Genomic DNA, 23,362 nt, shown 5'->3' with positions numbered 1-23,362 from the left:
CATGAAAGGGATTAGTTTCTCAGACTATATCTCTAGATTATGTCTATTGGCTCCTTCTTGTATGATATACTTAAAGCCTAACGTTGATGCAGACATTGCAGTAGAAGCTTACAGAGAAGGAATAGAAGTTTTTAAAAACGATCCAGAGAAATCGGCTAAAAACTATCTCCAAATTATCGGAATATTATCCGGAGACTATCATGAAAATAATAATTTAGGGAATATAATCATAAGCTTACTACGACCAGGTCAGAATTAGTGAAAGCCAAGAATGATTATGAAAGAGTAGGACTTGAACTAAAGGAGTTAAGGATAAAGGACTAATTTTTAGGGCAAAATTTTTCTGACTAACTATGTAAAATTAGAAAATTTTATAAGGTGAGTTTTTTACCACTAAAGATATATCTAATTTATGGTCAAAGTTGGAGATAAGGCACCCCTATTTGACGGAATTGCAGACAACGGTGAGAAGATTTCACTGTCAGACTTTATAGGGAAACACAATATAGTCCTTTATTTCTACCCTAAAGACGATACACCAGGCTGTACTAGGGAAGCTTGTGCTTTTAGAGATAATTGGGATCTCCTTAAGGATTATGACGTTGTAGTAATAGGAGTTAGTTCAGATGATATAGAATCTCACAAAAGGTTCAAGGAAAAGTATAAACTCCCGTTTATTCTAATTAGTGATCCAGATAAGAAAATCAGGGAACTTTACGGTGCTAAAGGATTCATATTACCAGCAAGGGTTACTTTCGTTATTGATAAAAAGGGAATAATAAGGCATATTTATAATTCGCAAACTAATCCAGCAAATCACGTTAATGAAGCTCTTAAGGCGTTAAAACAAATAAAAGCGGAAGAGATAAGCTAACCGATTACCCTCTTTATTTCCTCTAAAGCCGATGGATTTTCTAGTGCAGAGGTATCCCCCAAGGGTTTATTTAAGTATATTGCCCTTATCAGTCTTCTCATTATTTTCGCATTTCTAGTCTTGGGTAACTCCTTGACGATCTTTATTTCTGATGGTGCAAATGCCTTACCCAGCTTCTCCTCCGTATATCTTATCAAGTCCTTTTCGATCCCGCTAAGCTTTGCGACTACGAAACAGACTATTTTCTCTCCCTTCATTGGATCTGGAACTCCTATACATGCTGATTCAACTACATTTGGAAATGAATTTAACACGCTTTCGATTTCGGCAGGACCTACTCTCTTTCCTGCAACTTTTATTGTATCATCACTTCTACCTACGATGTAAAAGTACCCTTCCTCGTCTCTATAGGCTAAATCTCCATGAACCCATACATCCTTCCAAACTGACCAATAAGTTTCAATATACCTCTCTGGATTCCTCCAAAATCCCCTGGTCATACCTGGCCAAACACTTAACACAACTAACTCCCCCTCAACGTTTGGCGGAGCTTCTCTTCCTTCCTCACTAAATACTGAGGCATTAATCCCCGGTGAAGGGCCATTGAACGATGAAGGCTTTATCTTCTTTATAACGTAATTCCCTAAAATACCTCCGGAGATTTCAGTACCTCCGGAATAGTTTATAATGGGATTCTTTCCACTAGCGTTAAATAACCAATACCAACTTTCCGGATCAATTGGCTCTCCAGTGTTACCTGTTAATCTAACGTTTAGATTAAAATTACCTTGACTTCTTAACGCTCTAACCAGACTAGCAGAAACTCCTAAAACATCAACCTTCATATCTTCAACGAACTTCTGTATCACATCTCCACTTGTATATCCTTCGATCATTCCCATTTTAGCGTTTAGTAATAGTGCTCCAAATACCATCCATGGTCCCATCATCCACCCCATGTCAGTAACCCACATTAATGTCTCATCTTTTTTCAGATCGAACTGAAAGTAAATGTCAGCAGAAGCCTTTATTGGAAACCCATCGTGAGTATGAACGCAACCCTTGGGTTTTCCAGTAGTCCCAGAAGTGTAAATTATCATCATTGGGTCTTCAGTATCAGTATTTTCTACATAGTCTCCACTTGTTCTTACTATATCCTTATATTCATAAAAATCACCTTTAATGCCTCCCCTATTTAATACTACTTTATTTATATTTAGTCCTTCCAGATTTTTCAACATATCAACTTCTTTTCCTCTTCTAATACTCTTATCAACAGTAAAGATTACTTTAGCCTCACTATCATCTACTCTAACTCTTATTGGTTCTGGACCAAATCCCGAAAATAAAGGTACGATTATCATCCCTGCTCTAATTGCACCTAACATTACCGATACAATTTCAGGGATCATCGGCATGTAAATTGCAACCCTATCTCCTTTCTTTAAACCTATTCTCTTTAACCAACTTGCAATTGACTTACTCTCATTTAGAATTTGAGAATAAGTTACCGTTCTAGTATTGAAATCTTCATCCATCCACTTAATAAACACATTAGCACTATCACGTAATTGATCGCCAATATTCAATTTTCCCCCTATAAACCATCGGGGCCATTGTTTCCCCATACTTAGATCTAAAACTTTGGTGTAAGGTTCTTGAAATCGGACGTTAATTAACTTTACAAATTCATTCCAAAATTCTGGATTCTCGTATGTGTACTTAATAAAGTCTTCTAGTTTATCGAGGTTCTTTTCAATCATGAACTTGTATACATTGCTATTTTCTATCCACTCCTTATCTGGATTAAATACCATTAATATCTATCCCATTAATTTTTATGGCTTGGGCAATTTTAAACGCTTTTATATTACTCTCATATTTTAAGGCTTTGATGAAAGATTCCTCATTTATTAAACCTTCAAACGCTCCCAGGGAATATAAAAACCCTAGGATTGCAGCATTTGCAGCTTTAATATTTCCAGCCTTTACGGCTATTTGATTAGCGTCAATTACGTGAACATTACACCCTTTTAATTTATCGAGAACCTCTTGTAAACTAAGTAATTTAACTTTAGGTAAAACTGGTCTCATTACGTAGTTATTTATAATGATAGTAGTATGTTTTCTTGAAGCGTAGTTTAAGTTTCTTAAAACCTCAGTAGCCTCTAAGCCGACTAGATAATCAGCCTTTCCCAATGGTATTAATGGAGAATTAACTTCACCTATTCTCACGTGAATGTTAACTCCTCCACCTCTTTGCGCTAAACCATGAGTTTCTGCTATTAAGACCTTGGTATTTGAATAGTTCCCAGCCTCAGCTATCATCTTACCGGCAGTTATTATACCTTGGCCTCCCACACCGGCGATTAAAATGTTTACCCTAGCCATAATTCATCCCATTTTTCCGGTTTGTTACCCTTTAAGGATATTGCTTTAAACGGGCAAACTGGTACACAAGCCCCACAACCTATGCAAGTATAATTATCTATCTCAGCTTTCTTATCCTTTCTGGGAATTATGGCTGGGCATGTAAAGTAGTCATAACATATGCTACAACCGGTGCATTTCTCTAGGTCTACTATAGCCTTTGGTAGATTATCTTCCTCCACATTATCCATAACTAATAACGCACAAGCTCTTTTAGCTATAACAACTGCTGGTTGTTTATTATCCTTAACCCACTTTAACGCGTTCGATAACTCCTTTATTGAAGAGTTAACGTCAAAAGGATCAACATACTTTACATACTTTACTCCTAAACCCTTAGCAACCTCTCCTATATCAATTTCCTTTGATGGACTCGGCTGTTGTCCGGTCATTGCAGTAGACCTATTATCTAAGACAAACACGAGCATTGGAGTTTGATTATAAACAGCATTTACGAGTGCTGAAATCCCGCTGTGGAAGAACGTAGAATCTCCAATAACTGCTATCGGTATATTTCCAGTAGACCTATAAACGCCATTTGCAATTCCTATACTTGAACCCATATCGGTAGAAGAGTCTTGGGCGTCAAAAGGTGGTAAAAATCCTAATGTATAACATCCAATATCACCAGAGATGAACGTTTCGTTAGGCTTAAAGGAAGCCATTGTAATTGCCTTCTTCAAATCTATGAATGAGTTTCTGTGTGGACATCCTGGACATAGTGCTGGAGGTCTCGGTGGTATATCTTGGGGAATTTCTAAGTACTCTGATACAAGGTCTAACCCAAAGAATTTGCTAAAGGCATAGTATATCTTATCTAATGTCATCTCTCCAACTCTACTTACTAAATCCTTTCCATGTAATTCCACTCTTACCCCTTGATCATATAGGAGATCCTTTACTTGATATTCCACAATTGGCTCACCTTCTTCTACTATTAAAACCCTTTTAGAGTTGCTCACTGCATCGAGAATTAGCCTTTTGGGTATAGGGACGGGAGTAGATAATCTTAATACGTTCGTCTTAATCTCTAACTCTTTTATCGCATCTATTACGTAACCGAATGAGATACCTGAGGCAATTATTAGATTTTCACTATCGTTGTCGATTAGTTCATTCAAATTCTCTACCTCCTCTTCAATTTTTTCCCATCTCTTTAACTGTTCAACTCTATTTCTTCTAGCGTTCTCTGGGACTAACACATAACGTCTAGGATTCTTAATAAGACTGCCTAGGACTGGTTTAGAGGGAGGTTTAAGTTCTACTGGCCCTCTAATGTGACCTATCCTCGTAGTTGATCTAAGAATTACTGGGTGTTTAACTTTGTTACTTAGCTTGAAGGCCTCTACGGTTAAGTCATGAGCGGATTGCGGATCATATGGCTCTATAACTGGAATTAACGCATGTAAACCGTAGTATCTGTTATCTTGCTCATTTTGTGATGACCACATAGAAGGATCATCTGCAGAAACTATAACTAGCGCTCCTTCAACTCCAGTATATGATGAGCTCATTAACGGATCTGCTGCAACGTTTAACCCTACGTGTTTCATAGCAGTTAGGGCAAAAGCTCCGTTGATAGCTGCTCCATAAGCCGTTTCAAATGCCACTTTTTCGTTTGTACTCCATTCTGCATATATTTTACCATATTTCATTAAAGTTTCTATTATTTCAGTAGATGGCGTGCCCGGATAGCCTGTAGCTATGGACACTCCAGCACTTAATGCGCCAAAGGCTATTGCCTCATTCCCCAAAATTACTCTCTTAGTTGTAGAAAGTTCAATCACATTTATAATTATAGTTTAAACGTTAATAAGTGTTGCTTTCTAAAGTTTAAGATTTTAATAATTTGATTAAACTTCAGAAGTAAAGTTTATTTTAGTACATGGGTAGTTTAATCTTTTTAATCTATCAATGCATACTCTATCACATGGCTCAAACTCATGAAATGCTAGAGAAATTCCTAAATAATTTTCTTAAATTAATAATAGTGAGTGAATTATTGAATGTAGAGATAGATATGAGTAACCTGGAGAGACTCGTAAAAGTATCAAGTGATATTGCCCTAGATCTTTCCATAGGAGTTACGAGAAGAAAATTTGGTAATGATAAAACTAAGAAAATAAAAGAAAGTCTAAGTAACGTATATTTATGGTTAGAATCAACATCTACCACTCCAGAGTTATATTATCTTTTTATGGATAAACTTAGTAAAATAGTAACGGAAAATAACATCGATTTAGCATGGAAGGAATTAGAGGAATTTGAACATCATCTATCGGAGCTTAATAAGAGTCAGACTAAGGATGTAGAATTGGGGAAGACTCTTGAAAAAATCAGCGATATGAAAAAAGCTCTAATCAATTATTTGGTTTCTACTCAAGGAGATAGTGATGAAGCATATTTAATAATAAGAGATGAGGTTTTTCATTTAATTCTTGGTAATAATATATACGAGTTAAAAGTTAATGAACTAAGCGAAGATGAGAGGAAATCCCCCGATAGTTTTAGACTTCACTCCGCGTTGAAATTGTTGCTAGATGAAGAGAATAAAATAAGAAATAAGAAACTGTTGGGAGAAGTTTTCACAATAAGTAAGATAAAAGATAGGAATGGAAATATCATAAATGTTATGATAAGCTTCGCTAACTCCAAGGAAATATTAAATTTAAGAGAAAACTCTGATATTTCAGTTAAGCTTCTGCGTAAAGTTCAAGACGTCTGTATATTCTTATCCGGCAGTACGTTATATGGAATGATTCCTTGTAGTATAGAGTTAGATACGAATACAGAATATATATATAAGGGTGAAAGTATTTTCGAAAAAAATTAGTCAACCTTAACTCGTAAAGGCCACTGAAAGTTCATGATCTTGGCTTTTGCCCCTACTTTAACATTCCCTTCAGCGTAGCACAATAATCCTCCTTCAACGTTAGGAAATCTAATTAGGACAATATAGACTGGTTGTGCTAATTTGTTCCCTTCATCATCATTGTAAATTATTGTATATGAATCCACGTAAGCCTCATCCTTATTTATTTCCACATAATTCTCTATCTTCACGAAGCAGTGCTCACAATATGATCTAGCGGGAACGTAGATTCTTCCACACTTACTACACTTACTTCCCACAATCTTACTTTGTTTCAGTCCGTTGAAGAACTGTTCTCCCGCTGGACCTACTGTATACTCATATTTTTCAGCTTCCATTATGTCGTACCATCTTAATAGGCTTCCTTCTTTTCCGCTTTTCTCCCAGGACATTTAGATCACCTTAAAGCACTGGATATCTTCGATACTTCCTTTCCTTTCCTCCTTTGGTTTCCACACTGCCTTAACCCTCTTCCCTATGATTTCCATACTCTTAACCTGTTCATAACTTACACATATTCTGTGGAATATTCCAGGGTATACGAAATCTCTATCATTAGAAGGTAATAATCTTATAACACCTACTATCTCTGGCTCCTCTAATTTAGCCCTAGTCCAACTTATGAAACTAGCAACTGCAGTCATTACAATCCCTTCATCTTTTACCTCCACCCACTCATCAGTAGGTCTAAAACATTCATCGCAATACATTTTTGGTGGTACATGTATCCTACCGCACTTATTGCACTTCCTTCCATATATTTTACCTTCCTTAAGTCCAAGTAGGTATTTACTTTGGGCTTGTCCAGCTGTGTACGCGTATTTGGCGTTTGGTTTATATGAAACTAGATAATGTTTACTTAAGTCTTCTTCCTTTAGAGGAGTTACCATCTCATATCACCTTAATTACGTAAAACTATAACCGTACCCGCTTGCATTAAATCTCCCCAAGCTTGGGCTACGCCAGTATGTACTGGTCTTTTAACTTGCATTTTCCCAGCGGTCCCCTTAAGTTGCCAATATATACTTATGACTTTCATTAAACCCGCAGCGGCAATAGGGTTACCTACTCCCAGTAAGCCTCCACTAGGGCTACTGGGTATATCTCCATCAATGTCGAATACTCCCTCCTTTAATAATTTTGGAGCCTCTCCTCTCTTAGCCAATTGTAATGCTTCTAAATGATGTAGTTCTTTGTAATCAAACGGATCATACGGTTCAGCAACATCTATTTCCTTATTGGGTCTTTCAATTCCGGCCATCTTATAAGCCATTCTAGCCGCGAATTCCACATATCTAGCATAAGCTAGATCTCTAGCAGGCCATTCTGTATTATCTAACGTCCATCCAACACCTTCAACCCAAACTGGTGTATCAGTATACCTTCTTGCTACATCTTCAGAAGCTAATACGATTGCAGCCCCGCCATCACTAACTGGGCTAACGTCTAAGAGTTGAACTGGCCAAACTAAGACTTCACTCTTCAGCACGTCCTCTACCGTTATATTTGATCCTAATTGCGCATATGGGTTGTTTATCGCATTCCTCTTGTTTTTTACAGAAACTAATGCAATCTCCTCTTTTTTAATTCCATAGGTTGCCATATATCTGTGCATTTCCATTGCGAATATCCAAATTAGGTTGGGGTTCAATGGTTTTTCCAAAATCGGATCCCATATATATCTGAATACCGCTTGAGGATGAGGTCTAGCTGGGCTCATCTTTTCCTCAGCAACAGCCAAGACTTTCTGGCATAAACCACTGGCAACATGATACCATCCTGCTATTGCAGTCATAACTCCTGTAGCCCCACCTACATAAACTCTACTTACTGGTTTTCTAATGCCTCCAGCACCATGTGATAAGTATTCACCCTTTAGGTTAACTCCATCAAAAGCATCTGGTGCACTTCCAATAACAACACAATCAATATCCTTTAACTCCAGTCCAGCCTCATTTAATGCTTTATTCGCAGCCTCCCACGCTATCTCTTGTGGAGTTTCTAGTAGTCTTCTCCTAAATAGAGTTAAGCCAGCACCTATTACAGCAACTCTTTTATTTAAATGAATATTTACCTTCACGGCTTTTCCACCACCACAACTGATCCAGTAAGCGTGGGAATTCCACGCCAAGATGCGACTAGAGCCCTTTCACCTTTCCCTTGTTTGATATAATCTATTGCATCTAACAATAATGAAAAACCTGAAGCTTCTAAAGGAACCCCCTTAGCCATATGCCCACCTAATGGATTTACTGGAATTTCTCCTTGAAGAGAGAAATTACCCTCCCTTAAGTCTTTTGATGGTTCCTCGGAAATTCTCAATCCCTCTAAGTGCTGTAATTCTTTGTAACTGTATCTATCATCAACGAAAGCAGCATCAAAGTATTTTCTAGGCGACTCAATTCCAGCCATTCTATATGCCATATCAGAGGCTATCCTCATGTAGTTTGCCTTTCCTAGTTCCGCAGTTTCTAAGTTTGAAGAATCCGTTGCGAATCCTAGTCCCTTGATTACTACATAATCGTCTTTTTTCAGCTTTCTAGCGACTTCCTCATCAGCAACTACTATAACTACTGCCCCGTCCACAAAAGGTGCTATATCCAATTCACTAAGAGGATAAACTACGTAATCTTTCTTTAGCACGTCTTCAGCCGATATATTACTAGCATAAGATGCTCTAGGAGATAAGAGACCAGCCTTCTTATTTTTTTCCACGACTAATGCCAAATCTTCTCTTGTTATCCCTTTTCTATGCATGAATTTTACAGCATCTAACCCTGCAATAAAATGAAAATTTGGTGGATTAATGGATCTGACATATATTGGATCCATGGCGAATTTCTCCAAGTCACTAAACGTGAGTATGTCGCTTACTTTAGAATGGGCTTCAACTGAGACTACGTTAGCTACACCGGAATTAATATGCATTACTGCATGGGCTAATCCTTGGAGCGAGTCTCCAGCTACAGTCATGGTTGGTCTCATTGCCCCTCCTATTTGGTCTGGTGCAAATTCATCTGATATCGAAATTCCCTCCCAGAAGTCCTCTTGGCAAGATATAAAAGAGTCTACATCATATCTAGGATTTATATTCCCTGCATCTTTATATGCTCTAGACGCAGCCTCAAAAACCATTTCTCTAAATGAGACTTCTGGCGTTGTAGGTCTAAAGCCAAACCAACCTACGCCTATTATAGCAATTCGATTCAAAAAAGTCCCCAACTATATTCTATTTGCGTAATTATTAAAGCTTTTTACCCTAAGTCGGAAAGGATCAAAACTAATTAAATATACGGTATTCCATACCGTTCAATATATTTAGCAATAATGTGTCTTTGTACTTCATCAGTTCCCTCACCTATCCTAAGTAATCTGGCATCACGATATATTCGTTCAATAGTAGTTCCCTTAGCATAACCCATACCACCAAATACTTGTAAGGAGATATCAATTATTTCGTTAGCAATAATCGCGGATAATAGCTTTAACATTGCCACATACACTCCCTTATCCTTTGAATTTTCATCGAACTTACTACTAATATCCTTAGCCATTGACTTTACCGCGTTTAGTTTAGCTATGGAATCGGCAAAGTACCACCTTATGCCTTGAAAATCATAAATGGAATTGCCAAATGCTGTCCTTGATTTAGCCCACTTAAGAGCTTCTTCTAATGCAGCCTCAGCTAAACCTATTGCAATCCCCGATATAGCAAGTCTACCTATTTCTAGCACTGAATTCACCATATTCCATCCACTATTTACTTCTCCAACAACGTAATCGTTTGACACTTCACAATCATGAAAGATTACCTCAGCGGTTCCAGTTCCTCTATTACCCATGACTTCTATTTTTCTAGTCTCAATGCAATTATCTCTAGGCACTATAAAGACAGATAAATCATGTCTAGATGGGCCAGTTTTCGCAACAGTGACGAAAATATCAGCGTAAAGTCCTTGAGTTATCCACATCTTATGTCCTTTTATTCTCCACAATCCATTTCTCTTTTCAGCAAAAGTCTTTATCGAACCTATATCACTTCCACCTGAAGGTTCAGTTAGAGCAAAACTACCTATCATCTCTCCCTTACTCATCGGTTCTAGAAACTCTTTCCTTTGTCTTTCATCCGCATATAATCTAATCATTTCTCCAGCCAATTCTCCTTGAGCATCAGCGATTAACGCTAAAGACCCACTAACCTTGGCAATTTCTTCTAAAATTATCATCATATCGTAGTGTGATAGTCCACTAGTTAAAGGTATTAGAAAGCCTAACTCTCCAAGCTTCTTAACTAAATCCCTAGGGTAATAATCTTCTTTATCTATTTTAGTTGCTGTTTTCTCAACGTCTCTTTTGAGGAACTCCCTTAGGGATTGTATAAAAAGTTCTTTTTCGCTCATATATTTATCTTACATCTAGTAACTTTTAAATCTTATATTAATCTATCGTTATTGAACGAAAGGTATATATAATTTTTAATTTACAAATATATATGATAACATGAGCTGGAAAATATATTCTCTAGATCAGATTAGAGCCTTGGCGAAATTCTCAACAGAAAACCCAGAAGCCTTCTGGAGGGATAAAGCTAATTACATAAGTTGGTTTAGACAACCAGAGAAGATACTGGAGGGAGAACCACCATACGAGAAGTGGTTCGTCGGGGGAACACTTAATATATCCTATAATGCGATAGATAGGCATTTGCCACATAAGAAAGACAAGGTGGCATTTTATTGGACCAATGAGAGATTAGATAGTTTTAGGTCAATATCCTTTCAAGATTTGTATCAAGAAGTAAATAAAGCAGCTTATGTCTTAAGCGAATTAGGCGTTAAAAAAGGCGATACTGTATCTATGCTGATGCCTAATATACCAGAAGCTGTATACTTCTCCCTAGCAGCCCATAGACTAGGGGCAATTTTAGTTATACATTACGTAGGTTTGAGTGAGGAGACATTAGCATATAGGTTCAACGATTGTAATTCAAAAGTATTGATTGTTGCTTCAAAGACATTTAGGAATGGAAATGAGATAAGAATTAAGGATTTTGTGGATAAAGTTTTGGACTCTCATACTACACCTATACAGAAAGTCTTGATAGTGCCGAGGGGATATTCTGATATTAATGTTAATACACAAAGAGATATTGTTTACGATGATGTTAAACCTAGGGGAAAAGTCTACGTTAAACCAGTAGAAGTTGAAGCTAACGAACCTGCAACAGTTTACTATACATCTGGAACTACAGGGAGACCTAAGGGATTATATCATACTAATGGAGGATATGTAATTGCACTTAACTGGGCCTTTAAAGCGATATTTAACCCAACGGAGAACGATGTTTGGTGGACTGTTTCAGAATTAGGTTGGCCAGTATGGCCAATGGCCAATTTATATACAATACCAGTTATGGGAATACCTGGCGTGCTCTTTGAGGGATATGTTGGCTATAAAAGAGACCTATTCTCCAGAATAATTGAGAGGTATAATGTAAGTCTAGTGTGGAGTTCAACCACAACTCTCTACACTCTGAAAAGTTTAGGAGAGGAGTCAGTTAAAGGTGGTGATACGTCAAGCTTAAGAATGATTCTCAATACTGGGGAACCTTTAAACATTGGAGCATGGCTCTGGTTAAATCAGAATCTTCCTCACGTTAAGATAGCAGATGCGTACTGGATGACTGAACATTTATCCCCCGTGGGCGCAACTCCTTACGGAATTGGTGAGATTCCCTTTAAAGCAGGTTCAGCTGGAATACAATTCCCGGGAGGAACCTATTTCTTAATTGTTGACGATGAAGGAAAACCATTGCCTCCTAAGCAAAAGGGTTACATAGTGTTAAAACCACTTAATCCAGCTTTAGCTAAAATGTGGAATGATCCCAATTACGAGAAGATAAAGGAGAAGTATTGGTCTAGATTCCCAGGATACTTCTACACTGGAGATTACGGTTATGTTGATGAGGATGGATATCTGTTCGTGCTAGGAAGAGCTGATGACGTAATAAGAGCAGAAGGGGAGAGAATAGGAACACTTGAAGTTGAAAGTGTAATAGTAACTCATCCAAACGTGGCAGAAGCTGCTGTAGTAGGCCAAGGTGCTAATGTAGTAGCATTTGTAGTCCCAAGACATGGGGTTGAGGTTAGTGATGTCCTCAGAAATGATATTAAGAACTATTGTAGGAACGCTGGATACATAGTGGACAAAGTGGTGTTTGTGAAGAGACTGCCTAAAACTAAAAGCGGGAAGATAATGAGAAGGTTACTAAAGGCTATCCTAGCCAATGAGAACCCTGGTGATATTTCAACGTTGGATGATATAAGGATAATGGACGAACTCAAGGAATCATTAAAGAGCCTAAGCTAAAATGTTTTTTATCGAAAACTCAATTAGCTTCCTTTGGGCATTTCTTAAATGGTAGAGGAACGTTACCTTGCTTATTCCTAGTAGTTCAGCTAATTCATCTGCAGTTGCTCTTCTAGGATAGTCTAAATAACCATGGGAATACGCTACTGTAAGCACTCTCTTTTCCCATTCAGTCAGATTAGGGTAGAGAATTGGGTTAAAGTCTGTTATCTCCACCTTATTTACCTTTCCTAAACTTTTGATCTCACCTAGAATCTCTCGAAGATTTTTGCTAGAAGTTACAAATGACCATCTTTCTTCTTTTTCTTTTATGAGATTACCTAGGATCAATACTTCCTTGTCGTAGAGGACCCCAGCTATTGATCCCTTGTATTTATTTAAAAAATCCACATAAGTTCCTCCCTTAAACCTATCCACCTTTATAACTTTTACAACGCTTCTGTGCGTTTTCATTAAATTTGATATAACCTTATCTTCTGTTGACTCAATAAGAATTCTACTCCTTAAATAGTTCTTATGTGGATAAACTTCCAAATTAATGGTATATGCGGTAAATGGCATATGTGAAGTCCAACAATCTTCATGGTTTACAACAATATCTACATGTTTAATCAAGTTAATCATGTACTATTTAAACTCTTTAATAATATAAATGTTATGTATTATAAGGAACTATTATATAGTATACTGTTAGTCGTATGTTTATTAAACTAGTTTAATATAGAATATTAAATTATTGATTTGAAAAGCAAAAATATGGCAGAAAAAGCTGCAGTAAAAGCGGGGGAAATAATTGCAAGAATGGATAGGATTCCTATATGGGGATTATCATATATTTTTATAGGGATACTAGGGGTAGGATTTCTCTTTACTTTTTATGATATTTTCGATATAAACGTATCATTTATACAAACAGCATTAACGCTATTCCACGTTAGCAGTCCATCCTCTCCTCAAATTCCAGCATTACTAGGTCCCATAGTCCTATTAAACCTCATAGGGTATATAATAGGATCCCTCATACTTTCCCCAATATCTGACGTAATAGGTAGGAGAAGAATGTTAATGATAACTATGCTAATAACTGGGCTAGGTAGTTTATATAACGCATTAGCTAACGACTATATTAATTTCCTTTTAGCTAGGACTATAACTGGAATAGGAGTTGGTGCCGATTTAGCCATAGTTAACACTTATATTGGGGAAGTCGCTCCCATTAACGGTAGGGCTAAATACACTAGCCTAGTATTCTTGTTTTCAACACTAGGAGCTACACTAGGCATATGGTTAGGATTGTTTTTAACAACGCCCTCTGCTCCATTTCCTCTAGGTTTACCGTTTGCACTTGGTGGAAGTGGATTTTTTGCAGTTAATGGATGGAGAGTAATGTATGGTATAGGTGCATTGTTGGCTTTAATAGGATTGCTGTTAAGGTTTAGCTTACCGGAATCTCCAAGGTGGTTGCTATCTAAGGGTAAATTGACTGAGGCTGAAAGGATAGTTGAGATGATGGAGAAGAAGGCTAGTAGTAAGTTTGGTAATCTCCCACCACTACCAAACATAATTCAGCCTTACATTGCAGAGAGGTTTTCCTATTTGGATGCATTAAAGACCGTATTTAGTTCCTCAATTTACATAAAGAGGTTTAGTATACTGGTCTCGATGTGGTTATTTGGTTATATGACCGTCTATACCTTGGCAGCTGGTTTAACGTCTGTATTAGCCTCGTTAGGATTTGCTCCACCAGAAGCTGGAATGATTGCAGCAATAGGCGTTTTAGGTTTCATATTGGTTCCTATAACAACTTTCTTTATTGGAGACAGACTTGAAAGAAAGACATGGACAGCCATTTCAGTAATCTTCACAATAATTGGGGGGGTTATTAATAGCTATAGCAGGTACCAACGTCGTTTTATCTTTCCTAGGATCTATAATTCTCTTTTATGGGTTCAATTTATGGGTTCCTACTTCATATGCTTGGACTGCTGAGAGTTTTCCTACGAGAGCTAGGAGTACTGGTTTTGCCTTATGCGACGGTGTAGGTCATATAGGGGGTGGGATAGGGATTATTGCAATTTCCTCTTTTATAGGTTCTCTGATAGCTTCTGGCGTTACTACAACCTTGGCAATAGAGGTGTTTTTGCTGATAGCCTTGTTTCAAGTAATTTCAACAATAATTGCGATATCAATAGGTCATAGGTCAGCTAACAAGAGATTGGATGAGGTTTCTCCTTAAGATATCAACTCAGTTTAATGATAAACTTAAATAATTTTTTTAAGTATGTACTCTCATGAGTGAGACAATAAGAAGCATAATGAGATTATTCCCACTAGGAATAGTAGTAGTTACAACTAAATGGAGTGATAATTTAGTAGGAATGACAGTTAACACGTTTAATTCTCTTTCTTTAGACCCACCATTAGTTATGTTTACAGCAGATAAAATTAAGGGTAATGATGTACCTTTTATCGAGAGCAATGGTTTCATAGTAAATTTTGTTGAAGATGAGAAAATATTCAATACGTTTGCTTTTAAACCTGTAAAGGAAAGATTCAAGGAGGTAAAGTTCTTTGAAGGTTTAAACGGAATGCCCATATTGGCTGATAGTTACGCTTACATAGAAGCTAGAAAGTATAAGACTATTGATATTGGTGATCATACCATAGTAGTAGGTGAGGTAGTTAATGGAAAGGTTCTAAGAGATAATTTCTCGCCCTTAGTCTATTATAATAGAAACTATTGGAAATTATGTAAATAACCTTAAATCAGTTTAATGGTTGGTTAATTTATCCTTTTTACACTTTGTGATTTGATGATCAATATTTTACGCGTATCCCATGTGTGTATAAGAGTTAGCGATTTAGATAAGGCCAGATATTTTTACTCAGAGCTTTTAGGACTTGTGGAGACGGAAAAGGATGGCGACTACATTTACTTGAGGGGTATAGAAGAAGGTCAGCATCACAGTTTAATATTAAAGAAGGCAAATTCTGCTGGTTTATCTTATATTGGGCTAAGGGTTACTAAGGGAGAGGAGCTGGATAAGGCAAAGCGAGAATTAGAGGGTTTAGGTCTTAAAGTGATGAGATTTAGGGAAAAAGGGGTAAGTGACGGGTTATTATTTGAAACTCCTCAAGGTATCCCAATTTTCCTATATTATGAAATGGAGTATGTTGGAGATCTGAGGTTAGCGTTCCATAAGCATAGAGGCGTAAGCCCGGTAAGATTAGCACATGTGAATTATATTGTGAACGATTTAGAGAAAGAAACTGATTTTCTTAGGAAAATAATGGGTTATTACGAAACTGAGATGTATTTGGATAAAGATGGAAATCGAACTGTTGTATGGTTAACTAAAAGAGGGGATTCTCACGAAATTGCAATAGCTAGATCTGATAAAAACTTCCCAGGTTTTCATCATGAGACATATTACGTTCATGACGTTAGGGATGTTATAAAGGCAGCTGATATTTTAGCTTCGGTAGGATTATGGGATAATATAGAGAGAGGACCAGGTAGACATGGAGCGACAGAAGGTTATTATATTTATTTGAGAGATTTCGATAGAAATAGAATAGAATTTTTTACAAATGATTACGTAGTATTGGATCCGGATAAATGGAAACCAGTAGTTTGGACCCATGATCAATATAGGTACAGAAGTGATTTCTGGAGTAGACCGATTCCTCAATCTTGGTTAAATGAGTGGGTTCCCGTGGAGGACATTTCCACAGGTCAATTAAAGGGGTGGTCTAAATGATACGAAAAGGAATAGATTATGTAAAAAGTATTAAAGAGAATCAACCAGTAGTATACTATGAAGGAGATATAGTCAGTGATGTTACTGAACATCCAGCGTTTAAAATACCTATATCTACAGTGGCAAAATACTATGATTTACACTGGGAAGAACATTATAAACAATATTTAAGAGTTTATAATCCAGATGTGGGTGAAGAAACAAGTATTAGCTTCTTAAGACCTAGAAATAAGCAAGACTTAGCGAAAATGAGGGATGGGTTGATAAAAATCTATGACTTCTATAGGGGATTTTTTGGCAGAAGTCCAGACTATCTAAATATATGGACGATGGTATTTTACGCTCATGCTGAAGATTATTTTGGAAAACATTTTGGCTCAAAGTTCATGGAAAATGCCATAGAAATTTATAAGGAAGCTACAAAAAAGGATCTATTTTATACTCACGCTATTGTGGCACCAATGTACGATAGATCTAGACCACCTTCCCAGTGGGAAGATCCATATATTCAAATAGGAATAGTTGAAGAAAGACCAGAAGGGGTTTTAGTAAGGGGTGCGGCGATGATAAGTACTGCAGGTCCATATGCTGAAATGCTGTGGTATATGCCAAACGTTAGAAGGGACAGCGACCCTAGATATGCAATTTACTTTTCAATACCAACTAATGCTAAGGGAGTTAAATTCTTAGCTAGAAGAGGATTTCAACCTAGAGAAGGAGGAGAGTTTGAATATCCAATTTCATCTAAATTCGAGGAATCTGATGCCATTTTAATATTAGATAATGTGCTTGTTCCGTGGGATAGAATAATATTCTTCAAAAAACCAGAATTAATTGAAGACTTGATGTGGCACACTGTAAGGCTTAGAGGCTGGTTTAATTGGCACTTCGCAATTCAGCATTACTCCAGACTTAAATTCTTAGCTGGTTTAGCCATTGCAATCGCAGAAGCAGCAGGGACTAGCAATTTTATCAACGTCCAAGAAAAGATAGGTGAAATATTAATATACGTCTCATTAAACGAAGCTGCTCTTTACGCATCGGTTGAGAGAGCAGAAGAGTTACCTAACATTACTAGACCAGATCCATACACTTCAATATCAGTAAGTCACTTTAATATGAAGGCATTACCTAGGGCTAATGAAATATTAAGATCAATTTCCGGTGGCGCTTCTATACCAATACCAGCAGGCATAAGGGATTTCGAAAACCCTGAGGAGAGAAAACTATTAGATAAATACATGGCAATGAAGGGCCTGAACGCATTGGATAGGGTCAAATTGTTTAATCTGTTGTGGGATGTGATAGGGTCTGAAGCTGGTATGAGATATGAACAATATGATAGATTTAGTAGGGGAGATCCAACAATAAGATGGGCTCAGACATATACTGAAGTATTTAGAGACAGGAAACACGAGTTCGTAAGATTGGTTAAAGAGATATTGGATCAAATGCCAAATCCCAAAGCATAACGGTCAGCAGTATCGAGCTAGCTGTGAAGTCTATATTGGCAAAAGAACAACGACTCTTTAGAGTGGGGAGGAGATCGGTATATCAAGTACATAACCAGATGATGTGGACTTATATTCGAAATAGGTTTATGCTAGAAATATATAAATTGTGCTGGAGTTTGAGTGTGGATAATAATTTTGCTAATGTAGTATAAATCATATAAAGTTTCCAGTTTGTTTTCAACTTAACATATGATTTAGATTTTCACAAGACAAGATTTGGCGATTCTTGATCTTTTTCTAGAGTTTCGTTAGAATTAAAGCGTTTGACTAGAGTGATTAGGAGGAATTTAAACTAATTTTCAAATGCATGAAATTTTTGTCAATACTCACAAAAAGAAGAAGATATGTAGAATAATAAGCATATCTCTTTATGTCAATACTAGTGAGTAAACTTTAAATGTTTACAAGAGAAGAAAACATAATGACTACTACTGTTATATCAATAAGAGTTGACGAGAGGTTAAAGAAGGAGTTAGAAGAGTTAGGAATAGATTACCCGGAGCTAGTTAGAAAGTATTTAGAGGAGATCGTGAGGAAGGAAAAAATGAGGAGAGAATTAAGAGAGGCAGACGTGATTAGAGAGGAACTCTTAAAATCTCATGGACATTACTCGCCCTCGGCAGAACTTGTAAGAGAAGATAGAGATGGCTATCATTGATACTTCTGCTCTGTTTGCAATTTATTTTCCAGAGAAAATGACCGATTTTATAAGGAGAGAAATTGAAAAAGTTGAGGAATGTTACTTTCTTGATCTAATATTTTATGAATTCCCTAACGTAATTCGTAAAAGGATAGTGAGGAATGAACTAAGTAAAGAGAAAGGGGATGAGATATTAATTAGAGCTTTATCTTTTGTTGATCTATGTATTGTAGTGAATGGAAAGGAATTAACTAGGACTGCCTATGACATTAGCTTAAAGTATAGCTTAACAACTTATGACGCTTCATTAATAGCTTTGGCAAAGAAAGTAGGAGACGTAATATTAACTGCAGATGAAAAACTATTAAGGGGAGTTAGAAATTTTCCAGAGATTTCAAAATATTTTGTCTTTCCTTGATTAAAGATTTTCTAACAAATACCACTATATAGCTACCAATGAAAAAGTATGAATTTCAAATTAAATTAAGTCTCAGTTTGTTTTCAACTTAACATATGATTTAGATTTTCACAAGACAAGATTTGGCGATTCTTGATCTTTTTCTAGAGTTTCGTTAGAATTAAAGCGTTTGACTAGAGTGATTAGGAGGAATTTAAACTAATTTTCAAATGCATGAAATTGTTATCCACATCCCTTAAGACTGGAGATATGAAAACTAACGGCCTCACAAGAATATATAGCAAAATTTATAAATATTCGTGTAAAAATTGGAAAAATAGAATAAGAGAAACAAGCATATATGAAGATAAAAAGATCCAGTAGCAGTTACCATAAGTTAACTTAGTTTTTTATTTTAACTTAGAGAGAGGATTTTATGATGACAATTGGATTATTTATATCTCATGGTTCTCCTACTATCCTTATTGAGGAAAACAAGTGGAAGGATCTACTCAGAAATATAGGAAAGAGTGTCATTGAAAAATATAAGCCAGATACAATAATCGTATCTAGTCCTCATTTCATATCATGGACTGGGGATTATTATATAGAAAACAGTGAGAAATTAGAGTGTATACAAGACTATTACGGTTTCCCAGAAGAGACCTACAAGTATTGTTATGAGGCATATAATGATGTAGAACTAGTAAACGAAATCGTAAAGGGTTCCGATGGAATCATAAAAGAGGATAACAGATGGGGTTTAGATCATGGTGCGTGGATCCCCCTTTTATTCATGTTTCCGGAGTATAAGCCAAAAGTAGTAACAATATCCATTACTGACAATAGCCCAGAATCACACTATGCTGTAGGTGAAAAGATTAGAAACGCGGTAAGGAAACTGGGAAGGAAAGTATTATTCCTAGCTACTGGTTCACCAACTCACAGACTAGACCTATTCTACTTCAAGATAACTCCTAAACCTACAAAGTTTGATATAATACTAATGGATCTGATAAAATCAGGCGAGTTTGATAAAATATTGAAAATTGGCGAACTATATCCTAAGGAGTATCAATCTGCCATGCCTGAAGGAAATCTAAATACTCTATACATGCTCTTAGGGTTTGTTAAACCTAAGAAGGCTGAGATTTTAGGATATGACACACCTTGGCCTGGAGTTAGTATGCTAGCTGCAAGCTTTTATGATTAAAAGACTCATTTTTAGATATGCGTTTTTGCCCTAAATGTGGTTCCTTGATGAAGGTAAAAGGTAACAAAATGGTCTGCAGTAGGTGTAAATACTCTGATCATGATGTAGAAAAAGTGATACTAAAGGAGAATATCTCTCATGAAAATGATAAGACTATAATCGCTGATGGGGAGACCTTAGAGGGTAGAGTTGCTATATCACTGTGTCCTAGATGTGGTTCGGTAAGAGCAATATTACTTAATAAAAGGAAAAGATTGTATAGGTGCATGGCGTGTAATTTTGTTTATAACATTTAGAAATCTCTTATATCTATACCAGTCATCTTTTGGTAATTTTCAAAACCATATTGTTCAATTATATCCAAGGCTAAACCTTTTTTCTCCTTTACCTTAGGAAATATATATTTCTCCTCATTCATATTGTGATCTAATACTATCTTTACATACCTAGGTAGCCATTCTTTTCTCTTCTCTTTTATTATTGAGTCTCCATACTTCTCAATTAGTTTATGGTCGTTAGAGTAAGGTTTAGCTTCTGGTATATCTTTGAAGACATATAGGTCCTCCATCTTAGCGTGGACATTAACTATAAAGTTATGTACTGCTTCCAATTCTTGCCAAGGATCGTCAATTTTTTCTAAAAAATAGAATCTTATCCTAAATATAGCATGTTCGAATTTAAGAAGTTCTATTATATCCACAATTTTCATTAATCTTGGGAGATTAAAAAAACTTATATTAAGGGGAGTAAATTGTAGAAGTAATAATGAGACTTTTATTGCTTCTAATACTAGCAATTGCAGTAATTTCGAAAACGTTCATGTTGGGCAATTACATAATATACGTTAACGTAAATCAGAATTTCCCGATAGTTCAAGATGTTGAGAACTCCACGATTGGTATAAAATTTTTAATAAGTGTAAAGAATTTTACAATAGAACCTCAAACAATTAAGGGAATATTAGAAATAAGGAACTTAACGAATTTCTCTGAAATAATAGTACCTTATTATCTTATTAACACCGCTTTCTCAATAATTTATAATGGAATCTATTACGCAAACATTACAATAAACTCCACACAATCTAACGATAATGGCAATTTTGGTAATAACCTCACAAATATCTCGTTGATAACTACCTATTCGTCATCATTAACCTTAAACACTTTTTATAATAATGGGGTTATTGTAATGGTGTTAGTTGCAATATTTTCACTAGGCTTATATACACTTTTGCAAAATAGGAAAAAGAGAAAATAAGAGGTAATATTATGCAAGGGAACCGGAAGGTTCTTTTACTTCTTCTTTCTTACTTACCGATTGTAATCCTATTACTATCATCGATTTCTGGAGTAACTTTGATGAGATATAGCAAGAGACTTCTAAGGCGTCTTTAGCTCTAGCTAAACTCTCCTTAATTATCTTAATCGGTAAATCAGGAGATACTACCACGAAATATTTTATACTATCAGGAATGAACGTGGTAAAGAATTTTTCAAAGTTCGATATAATTTTTACGTTTATAAGGTATATGTATCTTATATCTTCTTTATTTAATAGCTTTAATAAGTCATCGTCAAGATAGTAATCAAGTTCTTTAACACTTAATTGTTTCATCATGTATAATTGATTCTAAGTTATATATTAATTTAACTCCTTTAGTTGTTTCTAGTAATAATGGAGACTTACGACTAAACTATTTCTTACTGGGAGATTTCTATCTAGTTTCTTAAACTCTCTAAAGGTTATCTTTCCGCAATTTTGTAAGCTATTTTTTTGACGTCTATTGAAAAAGATATATCGAAAAATTTATTTGCCTTTATGGTGTCCTTTACTCCATGGATTCAAAAAGTATCATGCGCACATTAATTACTCTTACTCTTATGCTAACTTTAGTAAATTACGTAGAGACTATGGTCATACCTGCTTTGCCGAAAATTGAAGATCAATTCTCTACTACAGCAACGACTGTTGCTTGGGTTACATCAGCTTACCTTATAGTCGGTGCAATTGCATCACCGCTTTTTGGAAAACTAGGTGATAGGTATGGAAAGAAGAAAGTTTACCTCTTGTCAATTGGCTTTTATTCGCTAGCCGTATTATTAGCTGGGTTCTCAACAAACATCTACTTTTTAATTTTCGCTAGAGCGATTCAAGGGCTAGGCTATGCGACGTTTCCTCTTGCTATAGCGATTATAACTGATCTATTTCCTAAAGAGAGGGTAGCTTGGGCTCAAGGTATTTTAAGTGCAACGCTCGCAGCTGGCCCAGCTTTAGGACTACTAATTGGTTCCTATATAGTTCAAGATCTGGGATGGCCTTATGCCTTTCACACTGCATTTGTACTATCGATAATTTTGGTAATAGTTTCCGCAAAGTACATAGTCGAAATACCCGAGAAGACTAAGGAGAAGATAGATTATTTGGGTGCTACGTTCCTTATGTTAACAGTGGTTCCATTATTAGTATATTTATCTAATGGTCCTAGTGTTGGCTGGACTTCAATTAGTCAGTTATTATTAGTTGTAATTTCAGTAATAGCATTTCCCATATTTTTATGGGTAGAGAGAAGAACAAATGAACCTTTAATGAGACTTGATTTATTTGGAATAAGAAATATAATGGTCGCAAATATAGCTGGGCTAATATCTGGAGCTGGAATGTTTCTTATGTTTACGGGACTAGTTTACTATCTTCAACTGCCTAAGCCTTATGGACTAGGCTTATCAATAATAGAGTCTGGGATCTTAATGGCACCGGTAGCGTTAGTGATGATGATTGTTGGACCAATAGTTGGAAGATTAATTAACAACACTGGACCTAAGCCATTACTTATCGTAGGTTCTCTAATTAGCATTGTTGGTTACTTATTATTAGACACTTTTAGATATACCGTGTATGAAGTTGTATTAGATGTTATGATAACAGCGGTAGGGTTAGTCAATATTATGATTCCACTAGTTAACATGGTTGCAGTATCTTTACCAGAGGAACAAAGGGGAATAGGAATAGGTATGAACACTTTAATAAGAACTATCGGAAGTTCAATTGGCCCGGTAATTTCAACAGTATTTATGGACACTTACACTACGTGGATAATATACGATTATAATAATCAGTTTATACCAGTAGCTCAAGTACCCTCTTATTCTGCCTTTCATTACATGTACACTGCTGCAGTCGGTATAATGTTCCTAAATCTTATTGTTGCTCTATTCACTAGGAATTACGTAATTAAGGCAGGACAGCATGCGTGAAATTTCCACTTATTTTTTCTATTTAAGTACTACAG

General features: G+C 36.1%; 24 protein-coding genes and 1 pseudogene. 14 read left to right on the top strand and 11 right to left on the bottom strand.

From position 1 onward, the window contains the following. Window position 1: 1 nt before the first annotated feature. Together GFS03_RS05990 and GFS03_RS05985 are read left to right on the top strand one after the other, a co-directional pair. Window positions 2–259 (top strand): DUF3834 domain-containing protein, encoded by a 258-nt coding sequence (locus tag GFS03_RS05990; RefSeq protein ID WP_153422962.1) that lies wholly within the window; start codon window positions 2–4, stop codon window positions 257–259. A 153-nt stretch (window positions 260–412) separates the two neighbouring features. Beyond that, window positions 413–874, top strand: a complete 462-nt coding sequence (locus GFS03_RS05985) for a peroxiredoxin (RefSeq protein ID WP_153422961.1) — start codon at window positions 413–415, stop codon at window positions 872–874. On the opposite strand, the gene GFS03_RS05980 is transcribed toward GFS03_RS05985, so the two are convergent. Genes GFS03_RS05980 through iorA form a run of 3 tightly spaced genes read right to left on the bottom strand, consistent with a single transcriptional unit; the run spans window position 871 to window position 5,091 of the window. Next, a complete protein-coding gene (locus GFS03_RS05980) occupies window positions 871–2,691 on the bottom strand; it encodes an AMP-binding protein (RefSeq protein ID WP_153422960.1) in 1,821 nt (606 codons plus the stop codon). The genes GFS03_RS05985 and GFS03_RS05980 overlap by 4 nt on opposite strands. Further along, window positions 2,681–3,265: an indolepyruvate oxidoreductase subunit beta gene (locus GFS03_RS05975; protein WP_153422959.1), complete on the bottom strand. Its 585-nt coding sequence runs from the start codon at window positions 3,263–3,265 to the stop codon at window positions 2,681–2,683. The genes GFS03_RS05980 and GFS03_RS05975 overlap by 11 nt, the downstream gene beginning before the upstream one ends. Then, window positions 3,253–5,091: an indolepyruvate ferredoxin oxidoreductase subunit alpha gene (iorA, locus tag GFS03_RS05970; RefSeq protein ID WP_153422958.1), complete on the bottom strand. Its 1,839-nt coding sequence runs from the start codon at window positions 5,089–5,091 to the stop codon at window positions 3,253–3,255. Before iorA ends, GFS03_RS05975 begins: the two co-directional genes overlap by 13 nt. 143 nt (window positions 5,092–5,234) lie before the next feature. On the opposite strand from iorA, the gene GFS03_RS13560 reads away from it, so the two are divergent. Continuing rightward, a complete protein-coding gene (locus GFS03_RS13560; RefSeq protein WP_153422957.1) occupies window positions 5,235–6,137 on the top strand; it encodes a hypothetical protein in 903 nt (300 codons plus the stop codon). On the opposite strand, the gene GFS03_RS05960 is transcribed toward GFS03_RS13560, so the two are convergent. From GFS03_RS05960 to GFS03_RS05940, 5 genes are all read right to left on the bottom strand, one after another. Next, entirely contained in the window at window positions 6,134–6,568 is a 435-nt protein-coding gene (locus tag GFS03_RS05960) for a Zn-ribbon domain-containing OB-fold protein (protein ID WP_153422956.1), read from the bottom strand. The two genes, GFS03_RS13560 and GFS03_RS05960, sit on opposite strands and share 4 nt — an antisense overlap. Beyond that, window positions 6,569–7,066 carry a Zn-ribbon domain-containing OB-fold protein gene (locus GFS03_RS05955; protein ID WP_153422955.1) on the bottom strand — a complete coding sequence of 166 codons (498 nt, stop codon included), beginning with the start codon at window positions 7,064–7,066 and terminating at the stop codon, window positions 6,569–6,571. A gap of 11 nt (window positions 7,067–7,077) precedes the next feature. Then, complete coding sequence (locus GFS03_RS05950) at window positions 7,078–8,256, bottom strand: thiolase domain-containing protein (RefSeq protein ID WP_153422954.1); 1,179 nt, start codon at window positions 8,254–8,256, stop codon at window positions 7,078–7,080. Further along, the gene (locus GFS03_RS05945; RefSeq protein WP_153422953.1) at window positions 8,253–9,398 is read right to left on the bottom strand and encodes a thiolase domain-containing protein; all 1,146 of its coding nucleotides are present in this window, start codon (window positions 9,396–9,398) and stop codon (window positions 8,253–8,255) included. The genes GFS03_RS05950 and GFS03_RS05945 overlap by 4 nt, the downstream gene beginning before the upstream one ends. 62 nt (window positions 9,399–9,460) lie before the next feature. Beyond that, a complete protein-coding gene (locus GFS03_RS05940) occupies window positions 9,461–10,576 on the bottom strand; it encodes an acyl-CoA dehydrogenase family protein (protein ID WP_153422952.1) in 1,116 nt (371 codons plus the stop codon). A 100-nt stretch (window positions 10,577–10,676) separates the two neighbouring features. On the opposite strand from GFS03_RS05940, the gene GFS03_RS05935 reads away from it, so the two are divergent. Then, window positions 10,677–12,545, top strand: a complete 1,869-nt coding sequence (locus tag GFS03_RS05935) for an AMP-binding protein (protein WP_153422951.1) — start codon at window positions 10,677–10,679, stop codon at window positions 12,543–12,545. Here GFS03_RS05935 and GFS03_RS05930 read toward each other — a convergent pair. After that, window positions 12,537–13,169 carry a helix-turn-helix domain-containing protein gene (locus GFS03_RS05930; RefSeq protein ID WP_153422950.1) on the bottom strand — a complete coding sequence of 211 codons (633 nt, stop codon included), beginning with the start codon at window positions 13,167–13,169 and terminating at the stop codon, window positions 12,537–12,539. The two genes, GFS03_RS05935 and GFS03_RS05930, sit on opposite strands and share 9 nt — an antisense overlap. A 132-nt stretch (window positions 13,170–13,301) precedes the next feature. Between GFS03_RS05930 and GFS03_RS05925 the strand changes: the two are divergent. The 8 genes and pseudogenes from GFS03_RS05925 to tfs4 all read left to right on the top strand — a co-directional run bounded on the left by GFS03_RS05925 (window position 13,302) and on the right by tfs4 (window position 20,366). Further along, a pseudogene (locus GFS03_RS05925) lies at window positions 13,302–14,781 on the top strand (MFS transporter). Between the two features lie 55 nt (window positions 14,782–14,836). After that, complete coding sequence (locus tag GFS03_RS05920) at window positions 14,837–15,304, top strand: flavin reductase family protein (protein ID WP_153422949.1); 468 nt, start codon at window positions 14,837–14,839, stop codon at window positions 15,302–15,304. Between the two features lie 54 nt (window positions 15,305–15,358). Next, the gene (gene hpaD / locus GFS03_RS05915) at window positions 15,359–16,306 is read left to right on the top strand and encodes a 3,4-dihydroxyphenylacetate 2,3-dioxygenase (RefSeq protein ID WP_153422948.1); all 948 of its coding nucleotides are present in this window, start codon (window positions 15,359–15,361) and stop codon (window positions 16,304–16,306) included. Further along, the gene (locus GFS03_RS05910; protein ID WP_153422947.1) at window positions 16,303–17,778 is read left to right on the top strand and encodes a 4-hydroxyphenylacetate 3-hydroxylase family protein; all 1,476 of its coding nucleotides are present in this window, start codon (window positions 16,303–16,305) and stop codon (window positions 17,776–17,778) included. Before hpaD ends, GFS03_RS05910 begins: the two co-directional genes overlap by 4 nt. Window positions 17,779–18,241: 463 nt before the next feature. After that, window positions 18,242–18,478 carry an antitoxin gene (locus tag GFS03_RS05905; protein WP_181443785.1) on the top strand — a complete coding sequence of 79 codons (237 nt, stop codon included), beginning with the start codon at window positions 18,242–18,244 and terminating at the stop codon, window positions 18,476–18,478. Beyond that, window positions 18,465–18,878 (top strand): type II toxin-antitoxin system VapC family toxin, encoded by a 414-nt coding sequence (locus tag GFS03_RS05900; RefSeq protein WP_153422945.1) that lies wholly within the window; start codon window positions 18,465–18,467, stop codon window positions 18,876–18,878. The genes GFS03_RS05905 and GFS03_RS05900 overlap by 14 nt, the downstream gene beginning before the upstream one ends. 418 nt (window positions 18,879–19,296) lie before the next feature. Continuing rightward, a complete protein-coding gene (locus tag GFS03_RS05895; protein WP_153424560.1) occupies window positions 19,297–20,070 on the top strand; it encodes a DODA-type extradiol aromatic ring-opening family dioxygenase in 774 nt (257 codons plus the stop codon). Between the two features lie 17 nt (window positions 20,071–20,087). Beyond that, on the top strand, window positions 20,088–20,366 hold the full coding sequence (gene tfs4, locus GFS03_RS05890; RefSeq protein WP_153422944.1) for a transcription factor S4: 279 nt from the start codon (window positions 20,088–20,090) through the stop codon (window positions 20,364–20,366). On the opposite strand, the gene GFS03_RS05885 is transcribed toward tfs4, so the two are convergent. Continuing rightward, window positions 20,363–20,770 carry a hemerythrin gene (locus GFS03_RS05885; RefSeq protein WP_181443783.1) on the bottom strand — a complete coding sequence of 136 codons (408 nt, stop codon included), beginning with the start codon at window positions 20,768–20,770 and terminating at the stop codon, window positions 20,363–20,365. The two genes, tfs4 and GFS03_RS05885, sit on opposite strands and share 4 nt — an antisense overlap. Before the next feature lie 65 nt (window positions 20,771–20,835). Here GFS03_RS05885 and GFS03_RS05880 point away from each other — a divergent pair, with 65 nt between their 5' ends. Then, complete coding sequence (locus GFS03_RS05880) at window positions 20,836–21,330, top strand: hypothetical protein (RefSeq protein ID WP_153422942.1); 495 nt, start codon at window positions 20,836–20,838, stop codon at window positions 21,328–21,330. A 9-nt stretch (window positions 21,331–21,339) separates the two neighbouring features. Here the strand turns inward: GFS03_RS05880 and GFS03_RS05875 are convergent, their stop codons facing one another. Continuing rightward, on the bottom strand, window positions 21,340–21,690 hold the full coding sequence (locus GFS03_RS05875; RefSeq protein WP_153422941.1) for a DUF4898 domain-containing protein: 351 nt from the start codon (window positions 21,688–21,690) through the stop codon (window positions 21,340–21,342). A gap of 218 nt (window positions 21,691–21,908) precedes the next feature. On the opposite strand from GFS03_RS05875, the gene GFS03_RS05870 reads away from it, so the two are divergent. Continuing rightward, window positions 21,909–23,327, top strand: coding sequence for an MFS transporter (locus tag GFS03_RS05870; protein ID WP_153422940.1), 1,419 nt, complete (start codon window positions 21,909–21,911; stop codon window positions 23,325–23,327). Window positions 23,328–23,362: the final 35 nt, after the last annotated feature.

The sequence above is a fragment of the Sulfolobus sp. E5-1-F genome, from assembly GCF_009601705.1.
Lineage (GTDB): Archaea > Thermoproteota > Thermoprotei_A > Sulfolobales > Sulfolobaceae > Saccharolobus.
The sequence above is the reverse complement of the archived record's forward strand: the minus strand, read 5'-3'. Positions and strand labels throughout refer to the sequence as shown.